Annotated in this window: 25 protein-coding genes; 10 read left to right on the forward strand and 15 right to left on the reverse strand. The window is 40.7% G+C overall.

The features are described from left to right. Positions 1–203 precede the first annotated feature (203 nt). From hemA to BK009_RS10910, 15 genes are all read right to left on the reverse strand, one after another. Positions 204–1,400 carry a glutamyl-tRNA reductase gene (gene hemA / locus BK009_RS10840; RefSeq protein WP_100907322.1) on the reverse strand — a complete coding sequence of 399 codons (1,197 nt, stop codon included), beginning with the start codon at positions 1,398–1,400 and terminating at the stop codon, positions 204–206. Between the two features lie 154 nt (positions 1,401–1,554). Further along, a complete protein-coding gene (locus BK009_RS10845; protein WP_100907323.1) occupies positions 1,555–2,175 on the reverse strand; it encodes a precorrin-2 dehydrogenase/sirohydrochlorin ferrochelatase family protein in 621 nt (206 codons plus the stop codon). Between the two features lie 17 nt (positions 2,176–2,192). Beyond that, complete coding sequence (locus BK009_RS10850) at positions 2,193–2,669, reverse strand: methanogenesis marker 9 domain-containing protein (protein ID WP_100905014.1); 477 nt, start codon at positions 2,667–2,669, stop codon at positions 2,193–2,195. A 1-nt stretch (position 2,670) separates the two neighbouring features. Continuing rightward, positions 2,671–4,266 carry a methyl coenzyme M reductase system, component A2 gene (gene atwA, locus BK009_RS10855; RefSeq protein ID WP_100907324.1) on the reverse strand — a complete coding sequence of 532 codons (1,596 nt, stop codon included), beginning with the start codon at positions 4,264–4,266 and terminating at the stop codon, positions 2,671–2,673. Positions 4,267–4,400: 134 nt separating this feature from the next. Next, positions 4,401–5,117, reverse strand: coding sequence for an MJ0144 family RNA dihydrouridine synthase-like protein (locus tag BK009_RS10860; RefSeq protein ID WP_100907325.1), 717 nt, complete (start codon positions 5,115–5,117; stop codon positions 4,401–4,403). A 163-nt stretch (positions 5,118–5,280) separates the two neighbouring features. After that, positions 5,281–6,042, reverse strand: a complete 762-nt coding sequence (locus BK009_RS10865; RefSeq protein ID WP_100905011.1) for a GTP cyclohydrolase III — start codon at positions 6,040–6,042, stop codon at positions 5,281–5,283. Beyond that, positions 6,039–6,944: a 2-phospho-L-lactate transferase gene (cofD, locus tag BK009_RS10870; RefSeq protein WP_100909579.1), complete on the reverse strand. Its 906-nt coding sequence runs from the start codon at positions 6,942–6,944 to the stop codon at positions 6,039–6,041. The genes BK009_RS10865 and cofD overlap by 4 nt, the downstream gene beginning before the upstream one ends. A gap of 119 nt (positions 6,945–7,063) precedes the next feature. Continuing rightward, the gene (locus tag BK009_RS10875) at positions 7,064–7,252 is read right to left on the reverse strand and encodes a hypothetical protein (protein WP_100907327.1); all 189 of its coding nucleotides are present in this window, start codon (positions 7,250–7,252) and stop codon (positions 7,064–7,066) included. A 98-nt stretch (positions 7,253–7,350) separates the two neighbouring features. Then, positions 7,351–8,115: a coenzyme F420-0:L-glutamate ligase gene (locus tag BK009_RS10880; protein ID WP_100907328.1), complete on the reverse strand. Its 765-nt coding sequence runs from the start codon at positions 8,113–8,115 to the stop codon at positions 7,351–7,353. Between the two features lie 160 nt (positions 8,116–8,275). Beyond that, on the reverse strand, positions 8,276–8,878 hold the full coding sequence (locus tag BK009_RS10885) for an IMP cyclohydrolase (protein ID WP_100907329.1): 603 nt from the start codon (positions 8,876–8,878) through the stop codon (positions 8,276–8,278). Between the two features lie 191 nt (positions 8,879–9,069). Then, positions 9,070–9,462 carry an ExbD/TolR family protein gene (locus BK009_RS10890; protein WP_100905007.1) on the reverse strand — a complete coding sequence of 131 codons (393 nt, stop codon included), beginning with the start codon at positions 9,460–9,462 and terminating at the stop codon, positions 9,070–9,072. Positions 9,463–9,562: 100 nt separating this feature from the next. Continuing rightward, the gene (locus BK009_RS10895) at positions 9,563–10,405 is read right to left on the reverse strand and encodes a MotA/TolQ/ExbB proton channel family protein (RefSeq protein ID WP_100907330.1); all 843 of its coding nucleotides are present in this window, start codon (positions 10,403–10,405) and stop codon (positions 9,563–9,565) included. A gap of 128 nt (positions 10,406–10,533) precedes the next feature. Next, positions 10,534–11,154 carry a ribonuclease HII gene (gene rnhB, locus BK009_RS10900; protein WP_100906679.1) on the reverse strand — a complete coding sequence of 207 codons (621 nt, stop codon included), beginning with the start codon at positions 11,152–11,154 and terminating at the stop codon, positions 10,534–10,536. A 108-nt stretch (positions 11,155–11,262) separates the two neighbouring features. Then, positions 11,263–12,339: a rod shape-determining protein gene (locus BK009_RS10905; RefSeq protein WP_100905006.1), complete on the reverse strand. Its 1,077-nt coding sequence runs from the start codon at positions 12,337–12,339 to the stop codon at positions 11,263–11,265. A 28-nt stretch (positions 12,340–12,367) separates the two neighbouring features. Next, positions 12,368–12,994, reverse strand: a complete 627-nt coding sequence (locus BK009_RS10910) for a hypothetical protein (RefSeq protein ID WP_100905005.1) — start codon at positions 12,992–12,994, stop codon at positions 12,368–12,370. 440 nt (positions 12,995–13,434) lie between these two features. Here BK009_RS10910 and BK009_RS10915 point away from each other — a divergent pair, with 440 nt between their 5' ends. From BK009_RS10915 to BK009_RS10960, 10 genes are all read left to right on the forward strand, one after another. Continuing rightward, complete coding sequence (locus tag BK009_RS10915; protein ID WP_100907331.1) at positions 13,435–14,097, forward strand: archaetidylserine decarboxylase; 663 nt, start codon at positions 13,435–13,437, stop codon at positions 14,095–14,097. 57 nt (positions 14,098–14,154) lie between these two features. Further along, positions 14,155–14,859 (forward strand): archaetidylserine synthase, encoded by a 705-nt coding sequence (locus tag BK009_RS10920; protein ID WP_232727970.1) that lies wholly within the window; start codon positions 14,155–14,157, stop codon positions 14,857–14,859. After that, entirely contained in the window at positions 14,849–16,249 is a 1,401-nt protein-coding gene (locus BK009_RS10925) for a DUF515 domain-containing protein (protein ID WP_100909580.1), read from the forward strand. The genes BK009_RS10920 and BK009_RS10925 overlap by 11 nt, the downstream gene beginning before the upstream one ends. Positions 16,250–16,296: 47 nt before the next feature. Continuing rightward, positions 16,297–17,247: a hypothetical protein gene (locus BK009_RS10930; RefSeq protein WP_100907333.1), complete on the forward strand. Its 951-nt coding sequence runs from the start codon at positions 16,297–16,299 to the stop codon at positions 17,245–17,247. A 137-nt stretch (positions 17,248–17,384) separates the two neighbouring features. Further along, complete coding sequence (locus tag BK009_RS10935) at positions 17,385–18,110, forward strand: class E sortase (RefSeq protein WP_100905000.1); 726 nt, start codon at positions 17,385–17,387, stop codon at positions 18,108–18,110. 195 nt (positions 18,111–18,305) lie between these two features. Then, entirely contained in the window at positions 18,306–18,671 is a 366-nt protein-coding gene (locus tag BK009_RS10940) for a dihydroneopterin aldolase family protein (protein ID WP_100907335.1), read from the forward strand. Positions 18,672–18,831: 160 nt separating this feature from the next. After that, positions 18,832–19,053, forward strand: coding sequence for a 4Fe-4S dicluster domain-containing protein (locus BK009_RS10945; RefSeq protein WP_100904998.1), 222 nt, complete (start codon positions 18,832–18,834; stop codon positions 19,051–19,053). After that, positions 19,043–20,167 carry a 2-oxoacid:acceptor oxidoreductase subunit alpha gene (locus tag BK009_RS10950; protein ID WP_100909581.1) on the forward strand — a complete coding sequence of 375 codons (1,125 nt, stop codon included), beginning with the start codon at positions 19,043–19,045 and terminating at the stop codon, positions 20,165–20,167. Before BK009_RS10945 ends, BK009_RS10950 begins: the two co-directional genes overlap by 11 nt. Positions 20,168–20,270: 103 nt before the next feature. Continuing rightward, on the forward strand, positions 20,271–21,152 hold the full coding sequence (locus tag BK009_RS10955) for a 2-oxoacid:ferredoxin oxidoreductase subunit beta (protein WP_198517152.1): 882 nt from the start codon (positions 20,271–20,273) through the stop codon (positions 21,150–21,152). Between the two features lie 3 nt (positions 21,153–21,155). After that, complete coding sequence (locus BK009_RS10960; RefSeq protein ID WP_100909582.1) at positions 21,156–21,713, forward strand: 2-oxoacid:ferredoxin oxidoreductase subunit gamma; 558 nt, start codon at positions 21,156–21,158, stop codon at positions 21,711–21,713. Positions 21,714–21,716 lie beyond the last annotated feature (3 nt).

The following is a 21,716-nucleotide window of genomic DNA, read 5'->3' on the forward strand; positions in this document are numbered from 1 at the left end:
CACATTCATCATTTACTTTATTGTAACTTGATTTGTACTCCATAGAACCACCAATATTTTTTTCTTTTAATATTATAGTGAATGATAAAAGTTAAAGGTAGCCTATGTTTTTATAAAATAGAAGTTTTTTATTTTAAAAATAGACTCAAATTGAGGTAAATTGAAGATGGTGGATTGAAATTAATAAGATCGGCGTGTTTTTATTATAATCGGTTATTTTTAAAAATATACTTTGCAGTTTTTAAAACAGCTTTATCATCATGCTCTGCAGCTTCTTTAAGATTGTGGATTATGTTCAGAAACACCCGATCCACCACTACCTTGGTAAGATCATCAACCACCTTTTCCTTACCATCTATATCCCCCAACTTTCGAATTGCCTTCTCAGTTTCCCGCAGCCTGATGGCTTCAGCCTGGGAACGTATTTGGGCAATAACCGGCTCAACTTCCAAGTGTCTGAGAGATTTTTCCAGGAGTTCCAACTCTTCAGCAATGATTTTTTCAGCTTCTTCTGCCTCAGACTCCCTCATTTTTTTATTTTTATCGGCTATTCCACGTAAGTCATCAATGTTATAGAGTCTAACACCTAAATCACCAACATCTTCATCAATATCCCTTGGATTGGCGATGTCTATCATCACCATCTTCTCCAGATTCTCAGGGGGAACTGCAGCCTTTAATTTTTCAGCAGTAAGAATGGTGTGGGGTGCTCCAGTAGCACTAATAACCACGTCTGCATCCTCCATGGCCCTTGAAAGACGATCAAAATGGATGGCACTTCCTCCCAATTCTTTGGCCAGGCAAACTGCCCGGTCGTAAGTACGATTAGCCACTACAATGGCCTTGAGATGTTTTTCCACCAGTGCCTTGGCCACCAGGGTTCCCATTTTACCGGCCCCAATAACCAGTACTTTCTTACATTTAAGATCTCCCAGAACTGATTCTGCAAGATTAACAGCTGCCGAACCTATGGAAACCGAACCCTGATTGATTCGTGTTTTCTTCCGCACTGCCTGCCCCACATGAATGGCTTTGGTGAAGACTGTACCTAAAACCTGACCACAACAACTGGTTTTAACACTGGATTTATATGCTTCTTTCAACTGGCCCAGTATTTGATCCTCGCCAATGATCATGGATTCTAATCCGCAGGAAAGTTTTAGGACGTGTTCAAGTGCTTTTTCATTTTTTTCAACCACCAGACCGTTCCACTGATAGTCAAGGGAACATTCATCCATGACCAAATAGATTTCAGCACGATTACAGGTTTTTATCTGGATAAACTCCTGCACATGGTGTTCCTCCTGCATCTTCGCGAATATTTCATCCATCTTGCTGGTGGATTCCTCTATCTTGTTGATATCCGCGGTTTTATGGTCGATCCGGATGTTAAGAATCAATCTAACCCTCCTGAAATGGGGAAATATAATGTAGTTTGCTATATTTTGGTAATTTCTAAATAAAGATGTATTATTATTATTATTATTATTATATTTTGTAATAAGAACGGTCAATATGGGTTTACATTGCAGAGATAGGATTTACCAGGATATATCAGTCAGGGGTTTCCAGAAGAAAGCTGACGTAAGCTTGAGCTTCCTCCAGTTCACCCTTATCTAAAAGTTCATTAATCTTCTTATCATTTAAGATTTGGTATAGATAATCACGCCGGTTTTTCTGACCATGCATTTTTTCTTTCAGTAACTGGCGGGTGAAATGCTGTAATTCCATCTTTAGAATGTCTTCTTCATGAATCACGGCCTGTATACGTTTTCGCAGTTCTCGGGCCATGAGTGGACTTTTACCCTGTGTGAAAATGGAAAACTGCACATCTTTGATGGAAAAAGAGGAGGGAACAATGATGTTACCCTCTTCAGGATAGTCAGCACGGTTTATGAGTTTATCTTTAGCCAGTTCAGATACTTTCTGGTTTAACTGGGGATCGCCACTGGCCACCACCACTAGATCAGCCCATTTTATCCATTTTGGAAGTTCTGAACGTGGTTGGTAGATAGCTCCCAATTCTCTTAGTTCAGGGGGGATATGACCTCCACTTACAATCACATTGGCCCCGGAATCCAGGAAACGTCGTGCCCTTCTTTGGCCAACTTCCCCTGCTCCCACCACCAGAACATTTTTATCCTGCATCTCCAGGTAGAGGGGAGTCCAGCCCATGGGTAACACTCCAGTATCTATAACTCCAGATTTTTCATTCTAAGAACCTTCATGGCAGTTTTCAGGTCGTTACCGCATTCGGAAAGAACTTGAGATGCCTCTTCTTCAGGAACATCAAAGGCATCAGCAAGGGCTTTAATGCTCTCTTCATTGTCGGTTGGTTCATGACCTACCAGTTCCTGTGATAACTGGTGTTTTAAATCCATGTACTCTTCATGACTCATATCCATTCTGCGCAGTACCATGTCCCTTAGAGGGCAGGGTTTGGATGGTTTGCAACACCATACCAGGGATCCAAAACAGGTTCCATCTCCCTCACCAAGACGGGTTTTTGCTCCGAATTTTTCTTTAATCTCAATGTATTCTTGAGGTGTAATTCCTGCTTCCTCAAGAGCGAACACAATAGGACAAGGTTTAACAGGAGGGCAGCAGAATGTCAATGCTCTTTTGTCTCCCCCTCGACACACATGTGATGGTGAATCTTCCCAGACCATCTTATTCCTCCTTTAACATCTTTTCTTTTTCTGAAGGGGTTAAATCTTCCACAATATCTGCTGGTAAACCGGTTTTAAGGATTTTACCTCCTCTCATGAGAGCGGCCCGGTCACACACATCCAGTACAAAGTCCATGTCGTGACTGATAATGACGAAAGTTTGTTTAAGTTCATCCCGTGCTTTTCTAATGGAATCGGTAACCTGAACCCGTGTTATAGGGTCCATGGTACCGGTTGGCTCGTCAAGGATGACGATGTTAGGCTCTTTAATGAGTACCTGTGCCAGTGCAACTCGGTGTCTTTCTCCCCCACTCAGTTCATCAGGATATTTGGTGATTATTTTCTCAGCGTAGTTTTCATCAAAGCCCACTGCATGTAGAACATAGAGTGCTTTCATTTTAGCAAATTCTGCAGGTAATTCAAGACTTATAGCTTCAGTTAGGTTTCCTAAAACATTTCTGTGTGGATAAAGGCTGTATTCCTGGTGTAATATTCCCAGGTATGGTTTAACCCGGCCCCTGCCGAATATGCCCTTTTCTGTCATGTCTATCCAGTTATCCCCTAATTTAACCTCAATATCTCCACTACTGGGGTCTGTGAGGCCGTAAAGAATACGGGAAAGGGTTGTTTTCCCGGCTCCAGAGAGTCCAACCACTCCAAATATTTCTCCATCATTTATGATGAGATCTATACCATCTACGGCTTTTATCACTCCTCTTTCAATGGAGTAGTAGTGTTTTTTCACTCCACCCATTTTTATTATGGGGCCGCCGGTTTTGAATTCAGTTTTCTTTTCAGGCAGGGGGACTTGATCAAGGAAACTCTGTACTACAGTTTCTGGGTCTCCTTCTTTCACAACTTCTCCCTTTTCCAGCCAGATAACATAATCCGATAGTTGTCGCATTACTTCTGGCCAGTGGGAGGTGATTACCATGGTGGTTCCCTTTTCTTTTACTCCCTTAATCAATGCCTGGTGGATTAATTCCGCAGTTTGTGGATCAAGAGTACCGGTAGGTTCGTCAGCTAAAAACAGCATTGGTTCTTTGGCTATCTGACGTGCCAGAACCACTCTTTGTTTTTCCCCACCTGAGAGATCACGGGCAATATGGGTGATACGGTGGGTCATTTGGGCCATATCCAGAAGATCAATGGCCATGTAAGTACTCTCTTCCTCGTTATGTCCGGTTATTGACTTTATAACATTATCAATAACTGTGTCATCCTCGTAGAGGGCAAATGTCCTCTGTAACATAATGGAGATGCGACGTTTAATTGCTGCAAACAGTTTACGATCAGCATGCCAGAAGTCAACTTTCTGAACTTCAAGATTGCATCCGCATAGGCAGGGATTATCTGCCATTGAAGGCGGTTCTACTCTTAAACACTCAGGGCAAACCGCTACATTATATATGATTTTACCTTCAGTGGGGCGGTAGTCCTTCATTCCCCTTAACATGTTCATGAGGACGGACTTTCCAGAACCACTTCTTCCCAAGATACCCAGAACAGAGCCTTCATCTATGGTTATGTTCAAATTTTTCAGGATTTCTACACCATCAAAGGTTTTGGTGACGTTTTCCAATTGTATAAAATACATTTAACCACCTTTTCCAATAATAATCAACTAAATGAGTAATTTATTTATGAGCAGTAGGTTCTCTAATCTTTGACCTTTGTTTTTAATTTATATGATTACATATTAAAAATTTTATATAAAAAAATATTTCAATGCTATATTTGGGATAGATCAAAGGGTAGCGTTCCGGTAATGGCGGCACGGGCAATTGATATCCCATCAGCACCTGCAGCTAACATCTTCTGGGCGGAATCAACATTGGTGATGGAATTATTACCAATAATAAACAGAGAAGTTTCCTGACGGATTGATTTAATTGTTTCATGATCTGCTGAGTTATAACCTGGTTTCATTGCATCAACATGCAGGTAATCAGCACCAGCATGTTCAATGGCTCGGACAATTTCAAGGTCATCAACACATGGAACATTAGCCCGAATTTTCACTGATGTTTTGCTTTTTGCCTTATTAACCACTTCTCTGGTGAATTCTTCCAGATGGGATGGGTTTTCCAGGAGGGACTGACCACAGCCCAGTTCAGTTATCTCGGGCTGTCTGCAGTGGGCATTGATCTCCACTACATCCACGTTATTAAGCTTTGAAACTTCAATAATTGGATCGGGGGTAAGGGCACGGAGGTTTACAGAAATCAAACCATTCCATAAGTCCTGATCCTTAACTAGAACTGATTGTTCTTCAAGGTAAGCTAATAATTCCCCTGGTTTTAGGTCAAATTCGGGTCTTCCACGGGATAAGATTTTTTGCCCCGCATTCCAGGTGGCTTGATCAGCATTGTAACCTCCTAAGGTCACCATGTCAAACCCGAACGTTGAAATGTCCCTGCAAAAGGCACCATCCGTGATACCGGCCATGGGAGCTAGAACTTCAATAGATTCCTCTCCAATATTACGAGTAAAAAAACCTAGACTGGTTAGTTTATGACCAGAAAAGGTTCTTGAATTTTTTTTTAATTAATTTGAATTAATGAAATTTGATAATAAATCCTTTAAAAAAAATTTGTGAAATTTTTAAGGTTTAGGGTTTATTATTCAGAACATGGACTAAATTGTAGGTATTACCATCCCTTATTTCTTCCAAAGCCAAATCAGCCAGGTTGGCAGCTTTTTCGGCCGTAGATGCCTTCCCAACACCTGCTTTAAGGGCGATGTTGATTTCTTCTTCAATTTCTTCAATTACAGTAAGTATTCCTTCAGGGGTCATACCATTACAGGGAGACATGAAGTTATCCCCACCAATGAAGAAGAGTAAAGATCCCTTTTCTATTAATTTTTTCATGAGGAAATGTTGAACCCGATTAACTATAAAAGAAGTATCATATGCAGGGATAATGTCGGTTAGTGAGTCTGTGATTCCATTAATATCAATGTGGGCAATCTGAACGAAACTGTCATCAGGATTCACCAGTCCTTCAATGGCCAGTATTTCGCTTCGGTCCTCTGATTGAGCTCCACCATATTTTTGAAGTGCACTGGTGGCACTCCGCTGTGCTTCATAGGGGGTTTCAGCAGTTCCCACACCCATACTCAAAGTTATGGGATAACGGTTGCCTATAGATTTCTGGATATGCAGATGATGTTCCATGTCCACTCCGTTGGTAACCGCCAGCATATTGTCAAAGCGGGTGAAGAAGACCAATCCCCCTTTGGCTGCGAATTGCCTTTGCACATCTGCGTATAACTCTGCCTGCAGGATTTGCAGGTCTGCTTCGGCCCTTGGAGTGGGGGTAACAGTCCAGGGTCCGTAGTTGTCAATCTGAATTAAAGTCATTTGTATCATACATTTTCACCCAAAATACATCTGGCTAAATTTATTTTATCTTCAATATTGGTCATGATGGTCTGAGTTAACATGACATCTGATATTAGTTTTTCTATTTCTTCCTGATGATCTCCATCCACCAGGTCAATTATGAATCTGTCCAAAAAGTCATGATATACGCCAGCCACTCCCAGGGATGAAACTTCATAACCCATAGCCTGCATAAATTTAGCAGCAGGGCCACTAACTGCCTTATCACCAACTATTGGGGATACACCAATAACGTAAGCTTTTTTAAGGGCTTTCCTAACACCATGGGCTGAGATTATAGGTCCAATTGATGTTATGGGGTTTGATGGCCCAATAATTACCATCTCTGAATTTTCAATGGCATCTATTAAACCAGGGGCTGGATCAACCTCTTTGAAACTTATACCATGTACTTCTGGCTTTCCTTGGTTTTCCACCAGGAATTCATGGAATTCCATTTCACCAATATCAGTGGTTATGGTGATGTGAGATTCCTGATTACTCATGGGAATAATCCTGGACTTGATTCCCAGTTCCCTTCTTTGGATGTCAACGGCTTTGGAAAGGAGATGTTCCCTCATTAACAGGGTTTTCTGGATTTTCATGGCCCGATCACGATCTCCGATCTTGAGTGTTTCCGGACACCCAATCTCCTTTAACCGGTCATGGGTTATAAAACTATCATCCCTAACTCCATACCAAGTGTCTTCATTGATGATCCCGGCCAGGGTATAAAGTACAGTATCAACATCGGGGGCCACGTAAACTCCTGAAAAATAATCATTCTCCACGGTATTAACTATTACCGTGATATCTTCAGGGTTCACTAACTTTACCATACCCTGTAAGAGCTTGGGAGTCCCGGTTCCACCAGAAAGGATGCTAATCATTTTATCAATGTATACAAGTTAGATGATTGTAGTCAAATTTGATCTACAACGAGTTAGTTTTAAAACTTTTTTTATTTTTTTCTACCTTCAAAAAAATCATCAAAATATATAAGATTTATTCACCTTTGATGCACGTTGAGTTCCCTCAAAAGGCGATTTCTCTCTTTTTTAAGTTCTTCCAGTACCTCTGGATCGCAAGAATCCTTTTTTTCCAGGTAGGCAATAGTGGTAGTTATAGCTTCCAGTTGTGTTTCCATCTGATTAACCGGCATATAGATCAACTCATTATCAACCATTTCAACAAACATATCCTAAAACATTTTTTTTATTTATTATACTAGTCTTCAATTTTATCTCCCAAGTTCATGAATAAATTAATATCATTTGCTAATAGCAAACTAGTTACTCATTCACGGAAAACATCGAATTGTTTGGGCCTTATTAAGGGTTTTATGGTGGCAGATTCATTCCGGAGTTTCTGGAAGTAATTAACTCCACGGATAATAACTACTGGTATCCCTTCACTGGCTTGCCCCATCATAAGAGACGCTGCAGAGGATAATTCATCAGCTACAGCAATGCTGGTAGTTTTAAGTTCCCTTCCATACAAATCCAGTTCACCGCAACGATCCCATAGCGGTGACATTCCTGAAATACCTATGGCTGTTCCAATGGCTCCTTCACGAAATGCTCTACCTTGTGTGTCTGATATTATAACTGCAACGCTTTTTCCCGTATTATTTTCTAATTTTTCTCTTATTTCATGGGCACTAATATCAGGATTCACTGGAATGGGTGTTGCCAGACCTTCATCCACATTGGATTCATCGATACCTGCATTGGCACAGACAAAACCATGTTTAGTTTCCGAGATAATAAAGTCTGGTCCAACCTTAATGATTTCATTAGACTCCTGGATTATGGATTCAACCAGCTCAGCATCTTTACCTGTGTGTTTAGCAATTTCTTTGGCCTTTTCTCCAGGTTCTACATGTTCTAACTGGATCACATGACCTTCGGCCTTGGCCACTGCAGTTTCAGCAATAACCAGAATATCCTCGTTACTCAGTTGGATACCCTGCAGTACTGCAGCTTGAATGATAAGTTGGGATAAATCATCTCCCTTTTTAATGAGGGGAATACCTTTTAGTCCTATAATTTCGATCTCCATGGTTTCACCGGCTTAGTAAAAATTTCAATAGAAATGTGGGATGTTTAGTTATTCGGTGGTAGATTTAAGTTTTATTGCGGAGGTTTTTTTTATTTAACATGTTCCCAAGTTATGTTACTAGTCTTTTTTAATGGAGATGACCTATAGAAAGTTCTGATACCTAAATAGATTCTAGTTCCCATCCCTCTTTACCGAATGCAGCAGCAGAAGTAACTGGATTTGTAAATTCTGAGAATTTCCCTCCATCCATTATGAATTGGGCTGCTTCAGAAACATTACTTGCAGTGAAATCCACTTTGTTGGGTTGGACATGTTCGTAGGTGGATATGTAACTTGATTCTCCTTCAGGAACCATTTCCACTTGAACCTTTTCATGGGTGACAATGCCGATGTATGCATTTCCATCCAGGGTAACCGCCCCAGCGATCCGGGGAGTGTTAAAATCATCCTTCTCATAGTCCATGGTCATGAGTGAAAGTGCTAATGAATCACGGATGCTCATACCTGATGCGATTTTCTCAGCAATAACATCGGTGTGGGATCCATTGGAAACTACAGCCACATCATCCACCAGACGTATGCAATTGTAGGCTATGTAAGGACTTACAAAAACATCCTTTTCATAGCCTTCCTTAGGAACCACAGCCACCCTTTCAGGGAATGTACTGGTGATCCGATTGGGAAAAGAACGGCTGGACACCCTATACGCCACAAAGCTACCTGTTTCATTACTTCCAACTGCCAATATTCTTCCTAGATACATTATTTCACCTTTTAAAATTCTCCAGTTTTCAATTCAAAGTGAGTATGCAACCTAAATTGGGATTTAATCCAATGTAATTTTTTATGCCTGCAATTTCCCTGAGTAAGGTTAATTCAACGATAATATATTTGTTAGCTATAAAGCTCATAATTCTTAATTTAGTAACCTACATTTGATATTTGGGGTATGAATCAACCCTGGGGAATACTAACTGCTTTTTCAGGGCTCATCCCTGCCGGTGCGGTGATGGTGATGGTTCCGTCCTTTGGTTTGATGATGATTTCACCTTCGTCAATTACTCGGGTGTGAACAGCAATGGCACTGTTACGTATGTCACTGGACATGTCCACTCCATTGACGGTAACAGTTTTTAAACCGGCCACTGGGATCAGATAGTATTCTGAATTGCCGTTGCTTTGACTCACATCTGGCTTACCTGCACTGGAATCAGTGGCAACCTGGAAACTACTGGTAACCATGAGGAATATGAGAATAGTAAAAATAACGTCAATGAGGGGAACCAGGTTAACCCTGGCCTGCCTGTTTCGCAGTTTCATTCGGTAACTATTGGTGTCTATAGCCATTTCAATCCCATTTAAACCTATTGTTTCCTGATTTCAAGTTATCCTCTAAATTTTATAGATTAAATCTATTTTTACAAAATTTTAGTGAATTTAGAATCCATCACTGTTTTAATTTGCTTTCCACTATTTTGGCTTCAGTATTGCACTTTTCCTTTATAATATTGCCAATACTTTTTTCCAGCATATGGGGGTTCATTGAAATCCATATATTGGCATTTTTATCCAGATTTAGTTCCTTAGCCTCTAGAATACCATCAGATTCTTTTAAAGCCATAATTACATTTTCAATATCTGAATCAACTTTTATACGCATCTCAGCAGTACGCCAGTTGGTCATTTTTTTAGCGATCTCTATTTTATCCAGTTCATTCTCAATTTTGCTGTTGATATGGGTGTAAAGTGGAAGGATAATAATGGCCACGGCCAAACCAGCAATGGTGGTTATAAGGGCCACGTAAATACCCTCAGCCATACCAGTGGGACTGGCGTTCACTCCCATCGCTTTAAAGGTGAACCACATTCCCAGAACGGTTCCAATCAACCCTAAAAGTGGAGCTACTTCAATAATGGTTCGTATGGTGTCCATTCCTTTAGTCATACGTCCCATCTCCACAATGAAGACTCGTTCCATGGCATCTTCAACTTCCCTATTGTTACGGAAACCAATCTTAAGAGCCTCAGCAACTATCTTAGAGATAGGATTTTGGTAACGGCCTATGGAGCGTAATGCCTCCAGGGAACCACCTCTTTCCATAGCTTTATTAACTTCCCCCATAATCTGGGGTAATCCTGCTTTGGATATCTTTCGGAGGTAGTATATTTTCTCTGCAGAATAAAATATTCCATAAATTCCAATTATGGTAATGATATAAGTGATGACTCCTCCACTCTTGAACATCTCCAGAATGGTGTTGAAGGAGCCTGCGAAAAATTCGTAGATCATCTTATCCTCGTATTTGGCACTATAAGAATTTTATCTTGTATTTTTCAAGGGGTTAAAGAATTATATAAGTTTTTCAGTAATTATTCTATTTTTGAATATAACTTAAGAATTAATGATATATATGTTATTCATCCAATTATTCTTTCAACTGTAGCCCATGAACGACGTATGAAATCTGGCAGTTCTCCATTTGGTTCCTGAGAGAGGTTTTTCAAAAACTGGATGGTTTTGGGATCACTGGGATAACCGGATCCTACATTTGTGTATGTTTTCCGGATATTCTGAATGGCCCGGTCACGTTCCACTTTGGCTATGATGGATGCAGCAGAGACAATGGGGTAACGGTCATCTGCCTTGTGTTCAGCTACCACCCTAAGGTCAGAGTGCATGGTTTCCAGTTCCCTGGTCAATCTTTCCGGTTTAACATCCATAGAATCAATGAAACAGGTTGATGGATTAGAATCACCAATTATACGGTTAATGGCAATTTTTTCAATCTCATTTAGATTAACATCACGGGATCGTAGTGTGTCTATATCATGGGCAGTGATATTCACGGTATGGCACTCGGCGATTCGTTCTATCTTTCGTGATAAAGCTACTCTCCTTTTGGGTGAAATCTTTTTGGAATCTTTTAAACCGAGTCTTTCCAGATATTTAACCCGATCCTCTTCCACTGCAACACCGGAAACAACTAAAGGTCCTAAAACAGATCCTCGTCCTGCTTCGTCTATTCCTATAATTTTCATGGATTCCAATTTATATTTGGGTATGTTATTGTGGTTGAAAAAGGGGATAAATGTCACCTAATTTATGAAAAAAGGCAACTACCCTATAAAGTCACAATTATTCTTCATTTATTTCATGGCTTTAAGACGCACTTCAGGTTCCAGGGCACGTGGTTCAGCAGCCACAATTGCAGTTCCTTTGGCAACCACAGTCATGGGGTCGTCTGAGATCTCCACTGGCACACCGACTTCTTCGTAAATACGTTCTTTAAGTCCTTTGAGTTGGGAAGTTCCACCTACTACTACTGTTTTGTTGTAGACACCGGAAATGAGTTCAGGGGACATTCTTTCCAGTACTTTGGCCAGTGCTTCCACCAGTTTAACAATAATTGGTTCAGCAGCATCTGCCACCAGGGTGGAATTGATCTCCACTTTTTCTGGTTTGTTGGTTTCCATGGACTTACCTATAACTTCGGTTTTACCATTTTCACCATCGTTCTCGGAGTGAACCATTCCCACTTCTATTTTTGCTTTTTCAGCTTCGTGAATGCCGATTTCTACATTGTAGAGTTCCTTGACTTTTTCCACGATGTTGGAATCGATGTCGTCTCCACCACTGCGTATGGTTTCAATATCAGTTATCCCACCCAGGGATATAACCACCACATCACTGGATCCAGCACCTATATCAATGACCATGGTACCGGATGCTTCGGCTATTGGGAGGCCTGCGCCTATTGCTGCTGCCAGTCCTTCACTTATTACCAGAACATAATTAGCCCCAGCTTTTTTTCCAATATCTTCTACAGCTTTTTTTTCCACTTCAGAAGCGTCTCCAGGGATACCCACAACAATGCGGTCAATGCTGGCAGTATCATCACCGGAACCAAGATCCATGGAATACAATAGCAGTGACTCTGCCTGGGCAATACTTTCAATAACCCCTTGCCTTAGTGGTCTTACTGCAATGATATCCTCGGGAGTTCTTCCGAGCATTGCTTTGGCTTCTTCACCAACTGCTAGAACATAACCAGGGTCTTCTTTCTTAACAGCTACTACCGATGGTATTTTGAATAAGTCGAATTTATCTCCGGATGGCCGGGCCACCACTGTGTTAAGGGTTCCCAAGTCTATGCCCAAAGTGTTGGACAAAGCTTGTTTTTTTTCCTCTTCTACTTCCTCTTTTTTACCTAAAAAACTGAACATTTTAATCCTCCTATGGAGTTTAGTTTATTTACTTCTTTAAAATTTTATTAAATTCGATTAAGAATATTTTATTGGATTTGGCAATGGCTTTGATTTTTTCAATGTTTTCATTCTCAGCAGATATCAAAACAGTTGATAATGCAACATCAGCCATTTTGAATAACGGGTCTATGGTGTTGCGAATAAAACGTGGTAACATGTTGGTTATGTAAACATCGGTTTCTATGAATCCAGTGGTTTGATCCTCAATAAGGAAGGAAAGTTTAACCATGCTTTTTTCACAATCCCCCACAAATTTTTTAATGGTATTATCAGGACCAACTGTCAAAAGAAGATTATCCTCGTCTTTAACGTAATAAGGTGCTATTTTGAGATAGGCACCACCATTATCTTTACATATCATGCTCAATTCTCTTATTTTACTTGTTTCGCCGTGGAGCATGATAAAATCAAATTTTTTGGTTACGAATGATTCTCTGGTGGTCACGTGTTCTCTGCATAGTACCTTAACCCGGTCTTTGTCCATTATAGCAGAATATGCTACGTTGTTAACCATGTCTTCATTACCAGCAATGACACACCATATATAATCTGAATCCTGTACTGTCGAAACTTCGGCTGCTTTTCTCAGGATTTTTATTTTATTCTCAATCATCAGTTACCACTTTTATTAAAATTGGATTAGCTCTTATTTGAGTATGGAAATATACAATAAATAGTTCAGCATATGAATTTGATTTCTATAATATAAGTAAATCGTCAAAATTATCACTAATTTCTAAATTTGCATTTCTAATATATTTTGAGTTGGATGAATATTAAGTATTAATTAAATTTATATTGACTATTATAATAATTCGTGATGAAACTCTATTGATATATATTAATTGTTCATAGCGATGAAACTATTTTAATTTCTCAATAATATATAAGTAAATGGTTGAATTACAATTAATTTCTTAATGTATAATGATTAAAGCTACTATCATATGTTAACGGTATATATATTTTTATAATGCCTTGGTGTTGTCTTTTTCAATATAAGGCCAGTATACAGCATTAATCAACTTAAATTTTTGATAATAGGGATACCACATGTTCGTCAAAGGAACCTTAAAAAAAGCAGGCATACTATTAACCATTGCGGTTTTACCATTTCTATTTGGCTATTTTATTGTAAGCTTTGTGATGTTCTCGGTGATAGCGTTCATAATGCAGTTTTTCAGGGACCCTAACCGGAAAATACCATATAATAATGGCCTAATTGTTGCTCCGGCTGATGGTAAAATCTTAAAGGGAAAAATCGATCGCGTACAGACAGTTCACTATGAAGACCCACTTATGGAATATATATTACGTCCTGGAGGGAGGGGCATTTTGATAAGTACTTTCATGTCTCCATTCGATGTCCATGTCAACCGAGCTCCAATCTCAGGGAGGATTGTGAAGACTCAACATTACCCGGGGAAATTTAAAATTGCCATGCGAAATGTACTTACAGAAAATGAAAAGAATTTAATAGTTATAGATTCAGATTATGGAAAAGTGGGTGTCATACAGATAGCCGGTTTCGTGGCCAGGCGCATAGTCCAGTATGTGGAAGTAGGTGACCAGGTGAAAATGGGGGACCGTCTGGGAATGATAAGATTTGGTTCCAGAGTTGATCTAATAATCCCCTTTGAAAACACAGAATTGATGGTCACTGAAGGTGAAAAACCAACTGCAGGGGAGACTATAATTGCCCAGATGTATAAATAAATTTATAAATATTCTTATAATCTATATTGGTGTATAAATATGAATATAAGGCATTATATGGCTGCTGCTGACTTAGTTTCACTGGCTAATGCTTCTTCAGGGTTCTTGGCAGTGGTAATGATGGCCACCGGGGACCTGATCCTGGCAGCCAAGTTCATGCTCCTGGCGGTGATCTTTGACTCTGTAGATGGGTGGGTGGCCCGAAAAACTAATCGAGTTGATGAACATGGTTTCGGCGTTAACATGGACTCACTTTCGGATGTGATCTCATTCGGTGTTGCCCCGGGAATGCTTTTGTTTTATGCGTGCCAGTCGTTTTTCATACCATACATTAATATACTAGTATCACTCCTAATAGTTATATGTGGAATATTAAGACTCTCCAGGTTCAATGTACTTGCAGATTCAAGTGATGTTCCAGGTGGAGATAAATTCGTGGGACTACCCATACCTACCACTGCACTGATCCTAGGATCATTCTACATCTCAGGTATATTCCGAATGGACCTTGCATTAATCATCATGGCAGTGGTTGCGATGCTTATGATAAGCACAATTGAGTATCCTAAATTTAGGGGGTTGATGTTGATGGCTGGTGGCGGTGTATTGATCATTGGAACAATTTTGCCCCAGAACATTTCTTCATCAATTGCTTATCTTCCCGCAAAGCTTTTATTCATCTTCACGTTAATATATGTAATAATAGTGCCTCTCATGGAATTATACGGTAGGCTTCATAGAAGTGGTCCACATGTTAGATAAGATCTTAGGAAAGAAGGATAAAAACAAAAAAGATGCTCCTGATCTGCGAAAAGAAGGTAAAAAAGCGGATTCGGATATCGGCGGGCGTCTAAAGGGTATGGTGTCCAAGGCCACTGAAAAATCCAAGGATAAAATAGGCAATAACGGTAAAGCAGGGGATGGCAAACTTTCAAATGGTGATAAAAAGCCCCGTCCAATGCCTAAACCCCGTCCAATGCCTCGCTCAACGCCTAAAGATAAACCAACCCTAAAGCCGCCATTGAAGAAACCACCTCAAAAGAAGAAAGGACGTTTCAGTGGTATTGGTGGGGCAGGTTTTGGAAAAGGAGCTCCTGATGATGATCAGAGAACCCTGGTTGGTGCTGCTGTTTTTGGAATTATATTAATTGTATTAGTTGGTGCTGGTTACTACTTTTTGGTTTTTGCACCATACCAAGATGCCATGGCCGCAGCCAAGCAAACCAAAATTACTGAGGTTAACGCATACTTTAAAGGACCTCTTGCATTAGATCCCAGGAAAACATCGATTCGTGCGGAAATTGATGGCGCTACAACGCCAGAAATGGTTCTAGCAGTGGATGTGTTAGGCCCAGCCACTTCCGGATGGAGAGAATATCAAAATCAACAGATAGAATCTAAAAAAGATCCCTACGGACGAGTAATGATCACCTATCAGGCTGGTGGGCAGAAAAATCTGATGATGAAAACTGCTGATGCTCAAAAGATAGTTAACGAGGCTGATGCAGCGGTACTGGCAAACATGGAAATCAAAACTCCCGATACTGTAGCGGTGCCCATAATAATTACCAGGCTTCAGGCTGCTGGAGGTTTGATCAATGTGGGTGACAGTGTGGATGTCTATCTCACCACCACTAACACTACAGCTACATCAACTGCCAACAACACAACTAACCAAACCACTAACCAGAGTGTATCTACTCAATCCAGTGCCAGTTTATCATCACCTACCATCAGTGGGGCAACGGTGCTGGCAATTTTAAGGGCTAAGGACAGTGGAGTTATTGAGGCGAACTTGGAACAATCACAATCAATTGCAGTCAACACACTGACCATGACCAACACCCGTACCCAGTCAACAGCCACATCAGGTAGTGGATTGGAAGATCTCTTAAAAGCAGCAGCATCCCGTACCTGGAATGAAGCACAGGTCAACAGTTTACTGAATGCTTATGGTTGGAGATTATCTGACTTTGAACGAGCCTCCAATCTAGGTGATTTGGATGTAAAATATATGTTGGTTCTGGAAGTACCACGTGAAAATGCACTATTCCTGATGCAAAATAGTCCAAGCTTACAACTAACAGTTCCAACCCAGAATGCTCCAGAATGGATGATAACGGAGCTTAAGAGGATATATGGGGCAGGATAAAGTCACTAAAGCATGAATGATCAAAAAATTAAGGGGAAGGCTGTAAGATGAACATTAACAAATTATTCATGGTCGTGATATTCCTAGTCCTGTGCTCAGCTTTTTCAACTTCCTGGGCAGCTGATGATCCATTTAAAGATCAACAGGCGTGGGTTCAGGAACAAGACTCCGAAGTGAAGTTCACATATTTGGAGTCTACCATCACTGTAACCATCAAAAACAACAATGATCACGTGGAATATTTTAAGATTAGTCAAAAATATACAGGAACATTAGATACTACTTCTGGCTCCCCCATATACTGGACAGTGGTATGGACTGACCCTTGCGCACTAAAAATGATTAAATACATGTCTGATGTTGATGAGGATGATCTTGGTTGGAAGGTTCAGCCAGGTGAAACTAAAACAGTTTCATTTAAAGTGCGTGCTTACAACATTAACTCTTCATTCCCAAATTATATACGGCAACCTGGATCCAACAACACCTTTTGGCCACTTCTAAACGAACCTGGTTTACAAGCATCATGGTTCTTACCCAATGAAATTGAGTACTTAAATCCCAGTTTAGATCTTGTATCCTGGAAGGGACATTTCTGTTTCTGGATAAAAAATATGGACACTACCCGTCCAAAGGTATCTGGCATTGTTCGGGCTCCAATCGTTCCAATTGACTCAAATTTAACCTACAGTAATCCTCAGGTAACTTACGTTGATAAACAATTAGCATGGGCTAATACGGCTGCGTGGGATGTATTATTATATCCTGGTCAAAGCAAACATTACTCCTACACTTACCAGTGGCCAACTAGCGGTGGTTCATCAAGTAAAGGAAGTGCTGGTTCTGCATCATACAATATTCCTACTACAGCTGCAGCCACCACCAATGCTTCGGTACCTACATCAGAAACTGGTGTTCCATTTGGCTTATTTGTAGTTGGAGCGGTTATCATTGCTGGTGGTGTAACTTACGCCAAGTTCTTCCGAAAGAATGAGTAATGGAGTAATAGTGCATAAACTGATTTCAAAACCAACCGATTTCAAAAAAATATATCTATGATCTAACCATAGTGTATTGATGGTGTAATGCTCTTGCAGAATACCATTCAAGATTTTAGATTAATCAGGGAATGCACATGAAAATATCCACTTTTTTTATTATTGCCGGAATGGTTATCATTTCCATATACGCTCTGGTGGAAGTGAATTACTACTCTGCCACCCAAACCATCAGCCAGCAACCTGGGGATAACCCTTATGTTATTATCCCTAAAATTGGGGTTGATGAAGCCATAAACAATAAATCCGTGGATTATGGAATTTATCATGAGCCACAATCAGCCAAACCAGCCAGTGGTACTGTGGTTCTATTCGGGCACCGGACATTACATGGATCTCCCTTCCTCAAACTGGACCAGTTACAACCCGGTGATAATGTAACTCTGGAATGGCCCGGGATAGGTTATGTTGAATACACCATTGAAAACAGTACCATCGTACCGGCAGATTACCGATTATCCGTGGAACAGGGTAACGTACTATTTTTAATCACCTGTTATCCCCTGGGATCAACCAAGGAAAGGCTGATGATCAAGGCTAAACAGGGTAACATATATCCCATCAAAACAGCCCGAGTACCAAATCAACAGCAACACTATGCAATTATCATAATCATTGCTTTCATGATTGGAGGCACTATTTTAAGCTATTTATACCCGGTTAAAGAGGATAAAGTCATAATATTTATGGTGACAATAGCTTTAACCTTCTTCCTGGTGTTGGGTTATTTCTTCCCCACTCCACCAAATGCATTGGAAGCAAATATATCTAGAGTGAGTGATTTTTTAGGTTTAGGATTCTAGAATAATTTAAGTTGGATTTAAATCTTAAATTTTCATTAAATTTGTAGATCTTAGAGATAAACTGATCATTTCATTTGTCTTGGGTAATATCTAAATGTGGGTTATTCATTTTCCAATGTTTCACACTAATTAAATAGCCATGGTCAACCTAGTAATAATGTGTAGTGGAACTGAATTTCTAATCAGGTGTTTAAAATGAGTGACCAAAAATATTTCCAGAATATCACCACACGTGAACGAGCCATATTTGAAGGGGCAATTACCATGGGGGCGCTTTTTCATCAGTTCGTGGGAACACCAGTAAGTATTGATAGTGCACCCTCCCTGGAAAAAGCCATTGAAGAATCTTTAACCTTACAACCATGCATTAATAATGTTCAAGTAAGTATTAACCGTGAAATGCTTGAAAAAGCGGATAATGAATATGAATACCTCTCTCTCACTGGAGATATGCTGGATGTACGTGTTTCATCCCAGTACCAGGAGGTGAATACAGTGGTACGCATGCACTACATTGAAGAGCTCCAGTATCCACTGATGTATGTGGAGGAAGTTGATTGAAAACAGTGGACTGGGAATTAGTAGTTCGCGTACTGGTTTATATGCATTAAATTTCGCCAAATCATTTATAATGGAAGTTGATGGCTTTAATGAAGGGTGTTAACCATCAACAATTATTTAAAATATCAAAGCTAATATTATAAAAAAAATGGTAGATTTCATGATAACCGTTAATGAGAATCTGTGCAAAGGCTGCAACATCTGCACCGAGTTCTGCCCTCGTAAAGTTTACAAGGAATCCGGGATTCTTAACAAGAAGGGTGTGAATGTTCCAGTACCAGAATATGAGGACAAATGCACTCAATGCCAGTTATGTGCTATGCTCTGTCCTGATCAAGCAATAAGAGTAGACGAAAAAGTGGATGATGCGGATGAAAACTGAGGATTATTTTATACAGGGCAATGAAGCATGTGCCAGGGGAGGAATTAAAGCCGGTTGTCGTTTTTTCGCTGGCTACCCCATTACACCATCTACAGAAATCGCCGAAGACATGGCGGTATTTCTACCCCGTGAGGGAGGAACATTCGTCCAGATGGAGGACGAAATAGCTGCTCTGGGTGCAGTCATTGGGTCAGTGTGGTCTGGAATGAAATCCATGACCGCCACATCAGGACCAGGTTTTTCCCTGATGCAAGAACACATCGGATACGCGGTAATGACCGAGACACCCCTGGTAATAATAAACATGCAGCGAGGATCTCCTTCCACCGGACAACCCACCATGGCCAGTCAGAGTGATATGATGCAGGCCCGCTGGGGATCCCACGGAGATTACGAAGTCATAGCCTTATCTCCATCATCAGTACAGGAATGTTTTGATTTCACAGTAGAAGCATTCAATCTGGCTGAGAAGTACCGGGTCCCGGTGATGGTTATGAGTGATGAAATAGTGGGTCATATGAGGGAAAAGATAAGCATACCAGAAAAGGTTAACATCACCCCACGGCAAATGCCCACCCAGAAGCCAGGAAAATTTCTACCATTCAAGGCTGAGGCTGATGGAACCAGTCCCATGCCTGCTTTGGGTGATGGCTACAAAATGCACATTACTGGACTTACCCATGATGAGAGAGGATACCCTGATGCTTCCAGTCCACATGATCATTCCAAACTGGTTAAACGTTTATGTGATAAGATCCTGCATCACACTGATGAAATAGCAAGGATTCAAACGGAAAACGTGGATGATGCAGAGGTAGTGGTCATTTCCTATGGTGCACCATCCCGTTCAGCCCTTAAAGCAGTTAGAACAGCCAGGGAACAGGATATACGGGCAGGGTTTATCAAAATGGACGTTGTTTGGCCTTTCCCTGGGAAAATGATTCAGGATGCTGTTGAAGGGGCTAAACGGGTAATTGTGGTGGAAATGAACCTGGGACAAATATTCTATGAGATTCAAAGAATCCTCCCTGGGATTAAGGTGGAATTAGCACCTAAGATTGGTGGTGAAATGCACCTTCCAGAAGAGATACTGGACCGAATAAAATCAAATTGATGATTACAATTAAATATGGTTAAAAAATCAGCTGAGATTTAATAATTTAACATTCAACTGGATTTAAAAAAATAAAATAATTTCGAGTATAAATTTTCATCCCATGGAGATGGAGAAGATGGACCAAAACAGGGAAAACCGTTTTATGAAATACTTAAGGAAGGATAGACTTCCCCATATATTCTGCGCAGGATGCGGAAATGGAATTATCATGAACACATTCTTCAACGGTATGGAAATGGCAGAAGTGAACTTTGAAGATGTGGTGATGGTATCAGGGATTGGATGTTCCTCCCGAATACCAGGTTACGTTAAATGCGACTCATTACACACCACCCACGGCCGACCCATATCATTTGCCACCGGCATCAAACTGGCCAATCCAGATCATGAAGTTGTAGTATTCACTGGAGATGGAGATGCGGCAGCTATAGGGGGTAACCACCTCATCCACGGAGCACGCCGTAACATCAACCTAACTGTAATATGTATCAACAACAGCATCTACGGAATGACTGGGGGACAGATCAGCCCCACCAGCCCCAAGGGAAGTTACGGATCAACAGCACCATACGGGGCAGTGGAAAGGCCATTCAACCTTTCAAGGATGGTTAAAGCCGCAGGTGCAACTTATGTTGCTCGTTGGACCACGGCACAGCCAGTGCAACTCTCTAACGCCATCAAAAAAGGCCTTCAAAATAATGGATTCTCATTTATAGAAGTAATTTCCCAGTGTCCCACCTATTTCGGCCGTAAAAACAAGCTGCGCACCCCAGTTGCCATGATGAAATGGATGAAAGAAGAGAGCATTGTCAAAAGAAGAGCAGACAAACTTTCTGAAGAAGAACTGGAAGGGAAGATCATAGTGGGAGAATTCCAGAATAAGGAAGAACCTGAATTCTCAGACAAAATATGCCAACTACTGGAAGCTAAATGCACAACTGGAAAACCATCAGCAACTAGATCCGCATATCAGGGGGATTAAATATTGCGTAAAGAAATAAGAATAGCTGGATTCGGAGGTCAGGGAGTCATACTGGCCGGAATAGTTATAGGTAAAGCTGCAGCATTATACGATGGACTCTACGCAGTTCAAACTCAATCATACGGTCCTGAAGCACGTGGAGGTGCTTCAAGAACCGAACTGGTCATCAGTGATGAGGAAATAGATTACCCTAAAGTACACCATCCTGATATATTTGTGGCCATGTCACACGAGGCCTTAATAGCATATCTAGATGGATTGAAACCAGGAGGCATTCTGATAATAGATCCAGATATGGTAATGGAGGATAAGATCCGTTCATTCGTGGAAGAGCATGATATTAAGGTTTACCATGCACCAGCCACCCGCACCGCCGATGAGAAGGTAGGGCTGCGTATCGTGGCTAATATTGTAATGATTGGTGCCATAACTGGCTTCACCAAAGCCATATCTGAGGAGGCAGCCCGTAAAGCCATAGAAGCTAGTGTTCCTCCAGGAACTGAGGAAAAAAACCTGTCTGCCTTTGAAGCTGGAATGGAACTCTCCAGTCAGGAGGTGTAGAAT

Source organism: Methanobacterium subterraneum (assembly GCF_002813695.1).
GTDB lineage: Archaea > Methanobacteriota > Methanobacteria > Methanobacteriales > Methanobacteriaceae > Methanobacterium > Methanobacterium subterraneum.

Excerpts from the sequence above, each read along its gene's own strand:
- BK009_RS10845 (WP_100907323.1), bottom strand. The coding sequence starts at position 2,175 with ATGGGCTGGACTCCCCTCTACCTGGAGATGCAGGATAAAAATGTTCTG.
- BK009_RS10850 (WP_100905014.1), bottom strand. The coding sequence starts at position 2,669 with ATGGTCTGGGAAGATTCACCATCACATGTGTGTCGAGGGGGAGACAAA.
- atwA (WP_100907324.1), bottom strand. The coding sequence starts at position 4,266 with ATGTATTTTATACAATTGGAAAACGTCACCAAAACCTTTGATGGTGTA.
- BK009_RS10860 (WP_100907325.1), bottom strand. The coding sequence starts at position 5,117 with ATGGCCGGTATCACGGATGGTGCCTTTTGCAGGGACATTTCAACGTTC.
- BK009_RS10865 (WP_100905011.1), bottom strand. The coding sequence starts at position 6,042 with ATGATACAAATGACTTTAATTCAGATTGACAACTACGGACCCTGGACT.
- cofD (WP_100909579.1), bottom strand. The coding sequence starts at position 6,944 with ATGATTAGCATCCTTTCTGGTGGAACCGGGACTCCCAAGCTCTTACAG.
- BK009_RS10875 (WP_100907327.1), bottom strand. The coding sequence starts at position 7,252 with ATGTTTGTTGAAATGGTTGATAATGAGTTGATCTATATGCCGGTTAAT.
- BK009_RS10880 (WP_100907328.1), bottom strand. The coding sequence starts at position 8,115 with ATGGAGATCGAAATTATAGGACTAAAAGGTATTCCCCTCATTAAAAAG.
- BK009_RS10885 (WP_100907329.1), bottom strand. The coding sequence starts at position 8,878 with ATGTATCTAGGAAGAATATTGGCAGTTGGAAGTAATGAAACAGGTAGC.
- BK009_RS10890 (WP_100905007.1), bottom strand. The coding sequence starts at position 9,462 with ATGGCTATAGACACCAATAGTTACCGAATGAAACTGCGAAACAGGCAG.
- BK009_RS10895 (WP_100907330.1), bottom strand. The coding sequence starts at position 10,405 with ATGATCTACGAATTTTTCGCAGGCTCCTTCAACACCATTCTGGAGATG.
- rnhB (WP_100906679.1), bottom strand. The coding sequence starts at position 11,154 with ATGAAAATTATAGGAATAGACGAAGCAGGACGAGGATCTGTTTTAGGA.
- BK009_RS10905 (WP_100905006.1), bottom strand. The coding sequence starts at position 12,339 with ATGTTCAGTTTTTTAGGTAAAAAAGAGGAAGTAGAAGAGGAAAAAAAA.
- BK009_RS10910 (WP_100905005.1), bottom strand. The coding sequence starts at position 12,994 with ATGATTGAGAATAAAATAAAAATCCTGAGAAAAGCAGCCGAAGTTTCG.
- BK009_RS10915 (WP_100907331.1), top strand. The coding sequence starts at position 13,435 with ATGTTCGTCAAAGGAACCTTAAAAAAAGCAGGCATACTATTAACCATT.
- BK009_RS10920 (WP_232727970.1), top strand. The coding sequence starts at position 14,155 with ATGGCTGCTGCTGACTTAGTTTCACTGGCTAATGCTTCTTCAGGGTTC.
- BK009_RS10925 (WP_100909580.1), top strand. The coding sequence starts at position 14,849 with ATGTTAGATAAGATCTTAGGAAAGAAGGATAAAAACAAAAAAGATGCT.
- BK009_RS10930 (WP_100907333.1), top strand. The coding sequence starts at position 16,297 with ATGAACATTAACAAATTATTCATGGTCGTGATATTCCTAGTCCTGTGC.
- BK009_RS10935 (WP_100905000.1), top strand. The coding sequence starts at position 17,385 with ATGAAAATATCCACTTTTTTTATTATTGCCGGAATGGTTATCATTTCC.
- BK009_RS10940 (WP_100907335.1), top strand. The coding sequence starts at position 18,306 with ATGAGTGACCAAAAATATTTCCAGAATATCACCACACGTGAACGAGCC.
- BK009_RS10945 (WP_100904998.1), top strand. The coding sequence starts at position 18,832 with ATGATAACCGTTAATGAGAATCTGTGCAAAGGCTGCAACATCTGCACC.
- BK009_RS10950 (WP_100909581.1), top strand. The coding sequence starts at position 19,043 with ATGAAAACTGAGGATTATTTTATACAGGGCAATGAAGCATGTGCCAGG.
- BK009_RS10955 (WP_198517152.1), top strand. The coding sequence starts at position 20,271 with ATGGAGATGGAGAAGATGGACCAAAACAGGGAAAACCGTTTTATGAAA.